The sequence below is a fragment of the Streptococcus sp. CSL10205-OR2 genome (assembly GCF_025660655.1).
Lineage (GTDB): Bacteria > Bacillota > Bacilli > Lactobacillales > Streptococcaceae > Streptococcus.
Genome location: NZ_JAOTIN010000005.1, coordinates 105,936 through 113,971 on the forward strand (window position 1 = coordinate 105,936; position 8,036 = coordinate 113,971).

7 protein-coding genes are annotated in these 8,036 nt (G+C 35.5%); 1 reads left to right on the plus strand and 6 read right to left on the minus strand.

Annotation, left to right across the window (positions count from 1 at the left end):
- Window positions 1–38: 38 nt before the first annotated feature.
- From aroC to N7659_RS04150, 5 genes are read right to left on the minus strand one after another with little or no spacing between them, the layout of a single operon-like run.
- Window positions 39–1,205 carry a chorismate synthase gene (gene aroC / locus N7659_RS04130; protein WP_263275964.1) on the minus strand — a complete coding sequence of 389 codons (1,167 nt, stop codon included), beginning with the start codon at window positions 1,203–1,205 and terminating at the stop codon, window positions 39–41.
- Entirely contained in the window at window positions 1,202–2,272 is a 1,071-nt protein-coding gene (aroB, locus tag N7659_RS04135) for a 3-dehydroquinate synthase (protein ID WP_263275965.1), read from the minus strand. Before aroB ends, aroC begins: the two co-directional genes overlap by 4 nt.
- Before the next feature lie 11 nt (window positions 2,273–2,283).
- Window positions 2,284–3,156, minus strand: coding sequence for a shikimate dehydrogenase (aroE, locus tag N7659_RS04140; protein ID WP_263275966.1), 873 nt, complete (start codon window positions 3,154–3,156; stop codon window positions 2,284–2,286).
- Window positions 3,146–3,823, minus strand: coding sequence for a type I 3-dehydroquinate dehydratase (aroD, locus tag N7659_RS04145; protein WP_263275967.1), 678 nt, complete (start codon window positions 3,821–3,823; stop codon window positions 3,146–3,148). The genes aroE and aroD overlap by 11 nt, the downstream gene beginning before the upstream one ends.
- A complete protein-coding gene (locus N7659_RS04150) occupies window positions 3,820–4,983 on the minus strand; it encodes a class I SAM-dependent rRNA methyltransferase (RefSeq protein ID WP_263275968.1) in 1,164 nt (387 codons plus the stop codon). The genes aroD and N7659_RS04150 overlap by 4 nt, the downstream gene beginning before the upstream one ends.
- Before the next feature lie 238 nt (window positions 4,984–5,221).
- On the opposite strand from N7659_RS04150, the gene N7659_RS04155 reads away from it, so the two are divergent.
- Window positions 5,222–7,390 carry an LTA synthase family protein gene (locus N7659_RS04155; RefSeq protein WP_263275969.1) on the plus strand — a complete coding sequence of 723 codons (2,169 nt, stop codon included), beginning with the start codon at window positions 5,222–5,224 and terminating at the stop codon, window positions 7,388–7,390.
- Between the two features lie 68 nt (window positions 7,391–7,458).
- Here the strand turns inward: N7659_RS04155 and N7659_RS04160 are convergent.
- Window positions 7,459–8,036 (minus strand): IS3 family transposase (locus N7659_RS04160; RefSeq protein ID WP_263275970.1); only part of this gene is annotated, 578 nt, incomplete at its 5' end.

The following is an 8,036-nucleotide window of genomic DNA, read 5'->3' on the forward strand; positions in this document are numbered from 1 at the left end:
GGTTTAAAAGCATTAAATAGCATAAGAGTTAGTTAAAATTAAAACAATTTTAATTTTTCTTGATAACTGGTAAAGGCTTCTTTGAGGTCTGTCATATTATTAGAAGTAAATGTTTCTAAAATCTCAGAAGCAAGAACAGTTGCAATGACATTTTCCATGACAACACCCGCTGCAGGAAGAGCCGTCGTATCACTTCTTTCAACACTTGCCTTATACGGTTCATGAGTTTTGACATCAACAGTCATCAAGGGTTTATAAAGCGTTGGAATAGGCTTCATCACTCCCTTAATAATCAGCGGTTGTCCATTTGTCATACCACCTTCAAAGCCACCTAAACGGTTAGTTTTTCGACTATAACCTGTCTCTTTCTCCCAGACAATCTCATCCATGACCTGACTACCCCTTAGATGAGCAGATTCAAAACCCAGACCAAATTCGACACCTTTAAAGGCATTAATGGATAAAACGGCCTGGGCTAGTTTACCGTCAAGTTTGCGGTCCCACTGCACATAAGAACCCAGTCCAGCCGGAACACCTAGAGCAATCGTTTCAATAACACCGCCTAGAGTATCTCCTTGTTTTTTGATATTGTCAATTTGTTCTTTAATAGCCATTTCAAAAGCATCATTAGCAATCGAAAGGTCTGATTGTCCAGCTTTCGTCTTTATCTCTTGATAGGTCAATTCATCTGAAAGGTCAATAGTCATACCACCAAAAACAGTGATATGATGAAAGACTGTTATTGACAATTCTTCCAAAAGGCGTTTTGCTACTGCGCCAATAGCTACTCTCATAGCTGTTTCACGCGCACTAGAGCGCTCCAACGTATTTCTCAAATCAGAAAAACCATACTTCATCCCACCAACCAAGTCTGCGTGACCAGGACGAGGCTTGGTTAACTGGCGTATGTGTTTTTGACGCTCATCAATCTCATGGACAGCCATGACCTGAGACCAATGGTCAAAATCTTTATTTGGCATGGTTAAAGTGATAGGACTTCCTAAAGTCAATCCATGTCGAACACCTGATGTTATCTCAATGCGATCAGATTCAATCAACATTCTATCGCCTCTACCATAACCTTTTTGGCGTCTTTGTAATTCCTTATTAATATCATCAGCATTCAAAAAAAGACCTGCTGGAACACCTTCAATGATAGCTGTTAAGTGTGGGCCGTGAGATTCACCCGCAGTAAAATATCTCATTTTTTCTCCAAATAATCTCTAACGTCTTCTATAGCAATTGACTCAATCTTTGCTTGCCCTTTTTCTGGAACAAGAACCAGTTTCAATTGTTTACCATTTACTTTTTTGTCATGTGTGATAGCTTGATACAACTTTTCTTTATCCCATTTTAAAGGGGCAACAGGTAGACCAAATTTCTGACACATGGTTTTTATTTCATTAGAAATGCCTTTTGCCATTAACCCTTTTTCTTCAGCTATTTTTGCGACTTGTATCATACCCATCGCAACAGCTTCACCGTGATAAATGTCACCATAGCCAGCCGTCTGCTCTATGGCATGACCAATCGTGTGACCAAAATTAAGAAAATGCCTTAAACCAGTGTCATATTCATCGGCTAGGACAACTTCTTTTTTAACCTGACAAGAATGATAAATAAGGCGTTCAGCATTTTTCAAAATACTCTCTCTTGTTCCAGCCATCTCCTCTAATACTTGCCAAAGATTGGTATCAGCAATCAAAGCACATTTAATCACTTCACCCATTCCTTCAATCAATTCACGTTCATCTAAAGTTTTTAAGACTTCTGGATCAATTAAAACCCCGTCTGGTTGATGAAAGGTCCCCAATAAATTTTTAGCAGTTTTAGTGTTAACACCCGTTTTACCACCAATAGAAGCATCTACTTGAGCAATAAGACTGGTTGGGATTTGTAAAAAATGTAGCCCTCTCATATAAGTTGAAGCAACAAACCCTGCCAAATCACCAACAACACCACCACCAAGAGCGATAATACCATCAGCTTTACTCATTCCAAATGAAGATAAAAAATCATATATTTTTTCAATAGTTGTCAGATTTTTTGATGGTTCCCCTGCTAAAAAATCAAAAACAGCTACTTGAAAGCCTTGGCTCTCCAACTGTAATTTCACATGTTCGGCATATAAATTAGCCACACGATTATCTGAAATAATAACAATTTTTTGTGGTTGCCAAAAAGATGCTACCCATTCTCCAACACGGTAAAGGCCTTGGTTTTCAATAAGAATATCATAGGGATGACTAGGAAGATTAACGTGTATTTTCATCATCAGACTCCTTAAGCTTGTTGAGACTGTTCTTCTAACAATGGTAAAATTTCTTGAACAGGCATTTTCTCACCTGTCCATAATTCAAAGGAAAGGGCAGCTTGCTGGATAAGCATACCTAATCCATTAAAAGTGAGCAACCCTTGTTGTTTTGCATAGGTGATTAGAGGTGTTTCAAGTGGATGATAGATAATATCGGCCACCAAGAGATTTTTAGGTAATTTCACCTCATGGCTGGGAAGAGCTAAACTTTTACCATCCATTCCTATACGAGTAGCATTAACCAATAAATCAGCACCTAAAACAACCTCTTCAAATAACTCTTTTTGAGCTAAGGCATAGGTTAAAATTGTTGTTTCGGTCTTTTTAGCCAGTAAGGTCATCCTTTGTTTTGTTTCCTCAAGGTAAGACGCTTTTGTAAAAATAATAATTTTTTTAACACCCTCAATAGCTGCCTGCACAATAATAGCGGTAGCTGCGCTACCGCTACCTATTATAACCATTGTTTTTTCTGCTATCTTAAAATGATCATGATTTTCTAAGCTTTTTAAAAAGCCAAGTCCATCTGTATTATAACCAATCAGTTGTCCCTCTTTATGACAAATTGTGTTAACTGCACCCATCAATTGGGCTTCAGTTGAAATACTGTCTAAAAAAGGAAGAACTGCCTGTTTATAAGGCATAGAAACATTAATACCAAACATATTTAATCGTTTAATGGTTTCTAATGTTAGTTCAATATCAGAAAAAGTTAATTCAAAAGCAAGGTAAACACCATTAATACCTGTTTTTTGAAAACTCAAGTTATGGATAAATGGTGATAGGGAATGTTTAATAGGATTTCCAATCACAGCAGCTAGACGGGTTTTCCCATCAATCGGCATCTAACATCTCCATAATCTTTTTGTAATGAATCAGTGAAATCTGTCCAGATGCTATTTGATCATCCATAAAAGTAAATGTCCATGAGCTACCTGTCAAATGACCAGCCAAACGGGTTAATTGTCCTAATTTACCCATAGAAATAGTGACATAATCTTGTTCAGGATTTAAGGTTTTAAAGCCCCTTGTTAGATTCATGAGATCTAAAACATCTTGTTCACTCTTAGGAGTAACAGCAATCTTAACCATACGAGGTCCTAAAGTTGTTAACTCAGAAAACAATTCCATAATGTTTTCTGGTGTCTCTTCATAGTTATGATAGGATAAGACCAGATTTGAAAAATCTAACATCTCTTCAAAAATACTTTTATATGAGAAATATTCAAAGTCAATATAATCTGGCGAATAAAGTGCTTGGATTTCTTTTAAAATAGCAACGTACTCCTCAGGAGATAACGCTATCATGCCACCTTCTTTTTGCGTACGCAGAGTAAAAAGAATTTCAAAACCTGAAAATTTTTCAAAAATGGCGGGAGCAACATTAAGAATGTTATCTTTTGATAAAAAATCAGCTCGCCACTCAATAACATCTGCTCCGGAGAATTTTTCAATGTCCATTTGCTGGACTTCTTCAAAGCCTTTTGGGTTAATCGTTACTACTGTTTTCATTTGTTCACCTTTATTGTAAATACTTTTAAATAATTACTTCTTTCGTCATTTTTGTTTATTTTAAAATCAGATGGAAGTCGGTAAAGAGATTCATAGGTATGTTTTTGATTCCCAAAACCTTTTTCTAATTCTTTTTTAAATTGTGTCAAACTAAGATTAGCAGCATTGGTGGAAGCGATGATTAGCCCATCATCTTCTAGTAAATCAAGAGACTGGTTAATCAGTTGATGATAATCTTTGGCGACAGAAAAAACTTTTTTTTTGTTTTTAGCAAAACTAGGTGGATCGATAATAATCACATCGTAGCTTAGATGATGTCGTTTGGCATATTTGAAAAACGAAAAAACATCCATGACAATGAAGCGATGATTACTGGTATCTAAATGATTGGCTTTAAAATGAGCCTCAGACATTTCTTTAGAACGGTTGGCTAAGTCAACAGATGTTGTTTCAAGAGCACCCCCCATACTAGCAGCTACAGAAAAAGCAGCAGTGTAAGAAAAGAGATTTAATATTTTTTTCCCACTTGCAAGATGAGTCGTTAAAGCCTCTCTCACATCATGTTGATCTAAGAAAATACCTGTCATTAAACCCTTGTTTAAAAAAACTTGATAGCTAACACCATTTTCCAAAATAGTAAATGTTTCAGGGGCTTCTTGACCATAAAGATGAGCCGAATCATTTTCCAGACCTTTAAAACGATTTTTTTCATAAGCACCCTTAATGTCAGGGTAAATTGCTTTAAAAGCTGAAATGATAATTTCTTTAAGCTGATAGACAAATTGATTGTACCATGAAAAGACAGCATAATCACCATATAAATCAATGGTTAAACCACCAAAATTATCCCCGTCTTGATTAAAGACTCGAAAAGCAGTTATCAAATCAGACTGGAAATAATAGCTACGTTCTTCTTTAGCTTTTTTAAAAAGCATCTTAAAATAAGCATCATTTAATGTTATGGATTGATGGGAAAGAAACCATCCAATCCCTTTATTTTGTCTTGATAGGTAAGCCACTCCTAAAAATTGTTGTGCTGTTGAAAACACTTCAACTAATTGATTATCAATTGATAAGCCTTCAAAATCATGTGCATCCAACAATTGGACACCCTTTTTAATTTTTTTCTCGATAAAAGGGGTTACAACAAGTTTATTCATACTCTACATTATAACAGAAATTTAATATTTTTCCTACAAAAAATTCTTGAAATCCTATCTAAATCCCTATAAAATAGCAATACTATCACTTTTTTAAATCTATTCTATAACAATTCTAAATAATGACAAAATGATGACAATTTTAAGTGAGATGGTTTTCTTTTTTCAACCATTCTCATTTATGTTATAATTGAATGTGAAACTCTTTTACGAACAGATAGAATAAGGAAATAATTTTGTGAAAAAAATGAAGAAATTTATCTTAAATATCATGAGCACAAGGTTGGGATTTATCCTTAGTTTAATCGGTTTTTACTGGTTAAAAACGATGTGGGCAAATACCGTGGATTTTAATCTTGGTTTAGAAAATCCCTATCAATTTTTTCTAACCCTGATTAATCCGATTCCGATTAGTTTATTATTAGTTGGATTGGCTCTTTATATTAAAAATACGAAGCTATTTTATAGTGTAACCTTTATCATATATATTCTACTAAATTTACTTTTAATTGCTAACGCTATTTACTTTAGAGAATTCTCTGATTTTATCACGATTACTACCATGTTAGCAACCAGTAAGGTATCGGCAGGGCTTGGCGACTCTGCCATTAATCTCTTACGTCCTTGGGATTTGATTTATCTTTTTGATGTCTTTGTTCTCACTTTTTTATTTGTCAAGAAACATATCACTTTGGATCACCGCCCTTTTAATAAAAGAGCTAGCTTTGCAGTAACTGCTCTATCTACCCTATTTTTTTCAGTCAATCTTTTTTTAGCTGAAATTGACAGACCAGAACTCTTATCCAGAGGTTTTTCAAATACCTATGTTGTTCGAGCTCTTGGAATCACCGCCTTTTTAGGGTACGATGCCAATCAAACTTACCAAACACAAAAAGTACGTGCTGAAGCTAAACCAGAAGAAATTGAGACAGTCAAATCTTATGTGAATCAACATTACGCCAATCCTAATCCTAATTATTTTGGACTGGCCAAGGGGCGTAATGTTATTATCATCCACTTAGAGAGCTTCCAACAATTTTTAATCGATTACAAATTAACCGTAGATAACAAAGAATATGAAGTGACCCCTTTTATCAACTCACTTTATCATTCAAATCAGACCTTTTCTTTTTCTAACTTCTTCCATCAAGTCAAGGCTGGAAAAACATCAGATTCTGAAACCCTGATGGAAACATCACTATTTGGGCTTAACCAAGGTTCCTTTTTCGTACAATATGGTGGCGACAATACTCAACAAGCTGCCCCTCATATTTTAGCTGAAAATGGAAATTACACCAGTGCCGTTTTCCATGGTAATATAGCCACTTTTTGGAATAGAAATAACGTTTATAAGGCTTTAGATTATGATTATTTCTTTGATCAATCATATATGTCTGAAGCAACTGATGATAATTCTTTCCAATATGGCTTAAATGATAAAATCATGTTCTCTGACTCTATCAAATACTTAGAGCGGATGCAGCAACCTTTCTACACCAAATTTATCACCGTTTCAAACCACTACCCCTACCAAAATCTTTCAGGAGATGAAGTTGGTTTCCCGCTTGCTCAAACAGATGATGAAACCATTAACGGTTATTTTGCAACTGCTAACTATCTAGATTCAGCAGTTAAAAGCTTCTTTGACTACTTAAAAGCAAGTGGTCTTTACGATAATTCTGTCATCTTATTGTATGGTGACCATTATGGTATTTCTAACTCCAGAAATCCTAGTCTCGCCGAATTGCTTGGTAAAGATTCTGAGACTTGGTCTGAATATGATAATGCCATGCTCCAAAGAGTTCCTTATATGATTCATATACCAGGCACGGATAAAGGATTTATCAGTGACACCTATGGTGGTGAAGTCGATAATCTCCCGACTCTACTACACCTTCTAGGAATTGACACAAAACAATATATCCAACTTGGACAAGATTTACTCTCTAAAGACAATCGTCAAATTGTTGCCTTAAGAACTGCTGGCTATTTCATTACACCTCAGTACACTAGCTATGGTGGTCGGTTATATCATACAGTGACTGGTGATGAGATTACTAATCCAGATGAAAATACCATCCTTGTGATTGATGAGATTAGAAATATCGCTAAAACACAACTAGATATTAGTGATAGTATCCAAACTGGCGATCTTCTTCGTTTTTACAAGGATAGTGGCCTGACACCAGTTGATTCTTCTGTCATTTCTTACAATAATTCCTTTGAGATTCTAACTCAAATTGAAGAAGAACTTGGAGAAAAGTCAACAAGTCTTTATAGTCAAAATAATAACACTTCTACTCAAGACCTCTACAATGCCCCAAGTTATAGTGAGTTAAACCCACTACAACCTGAGGATATAGCAACTGATGACAATACGATAGAAGACAATTCAGAAGATGAATAAATCAAGTAGAAGATGATAAAAACCTTATATTGCTTATGTACTGACCCCCAAAAGTTGGAGATTATATTTTAATAAAGGATTGCGTTTCTGTATTGTACAGGACTCAGTCCTTTTAATTTTGTTTTGATTCGTTTGTGATTGTAATAGTCAATATAGTTTGAAATAGCCTCTGATAACTCTTCCAGTGAGTGAAACTCTTTCTCATAACCATAAAACATCTCAGACTTAAGAATTCCAAAGAAGGATTCCATCATGCCATTATCTGGACTATTCCCTTTGCGTGACATAGAAACTCTCATGCCTTTCTTTCTTAAGAAGCGATGATAAACATCATGTTGGTATTGCCAACCTTGGTCACTGTGCAAGATGGTGCCAGAGTAACAGTCATCCGGAAATGCCTCTTCCAGCATCCTTTTCACTTGATTTAAATTTGGCGATTTTGACAGGTTGTAAGCAATAATCTCACTGTTAAAACCATCAAGGACAGGAGACAAATAAAGCTTTTGATCACTAGCCGGAATCGCAAATTCAGTGACATCTGTATAACACTTCTTAAGAGGCTGTGACGCTTCAAATGAGCGATTAATCAGATTAGCGGCTTTCTTGCCAACCTCACCTTTGTAAGAAGAATACTGACGCTTGCGAC